At 45.9% G+C, this 501-nt stretch carries 2 tRNA genes and 1 rRNA gene; all 3 read left to right on the forward strand.

The annotated features are described in order from the left end of the window. Positions 1–84, forward strand: a 16S ribosomal RNA gene (locus EII14_RS09085); the annotation flags it as partial. Between the two features lie 182 nt (positions 85–266). Continuing rightward, positions 267–340: transfer RNA gene (locus tag EII14_RS09090), tRNA-Ile, on the forward strand. A gap of 10 nt (positions 341–350) precedes the next feature. Then, positions 351–424: transfer RNA gene (locus EII14_RS09095), tRNA-Ala, on the forward strand. Positions 425–501 lie beyond the last annotated feature (77 nt).

Genomic DNA, 501 nt, shown 5'->3' on the forward strand with positions numbered 1-501 from the left:
GGTCGGCCTAGGGTAAAACCGGTGATTGGGGCTAAGTCGTAACAAGGTAGCCGTACCGGAAGGTGCGGCTGGAACACCTCCTTTCTGGAATCTCGGTTCATTTCCCTTGTATTTTTGTATGGGTTTTGATTTGGTATATAGGTCTGATTGCCATTTGGTGATTGGTTCTTGTATCTTCTCTTCAAGATGTTATCGTAATGATATATAACGAGAAAGGTGAAGCCGCTCTTCTCCCTTGGTTGAAGGTGAGGTTTGCTATTTCTGCCAGTCCTATAGCTCAGTTGGTTAGAGCGCCACACTGATAATGTGGAGGTCGGCAGTTCAAATCTGCCTGGGACTACTCTTTGATTGGGGGATTAGCTCAGCTGGCTAGAGCACCTGCTTTGCAAGCAGGGGGTCAACGGTTCGAATCCGTTATTCTCCACTCTTACTGCTCATCTGCTTTGATATAGAAGAGCATACGATCTTTGACATATTGAACACGCAACAAATCTGTTGATG

The organism is Alloprevotella sp. OH1205_COT-284, from assembly GCF_003859795.1.
Classification (GTDB): Bacteria; Bacteroidota; Bacteroidia; order Bacteroidales; family Bacteroidaceae; genus Alloprevotella.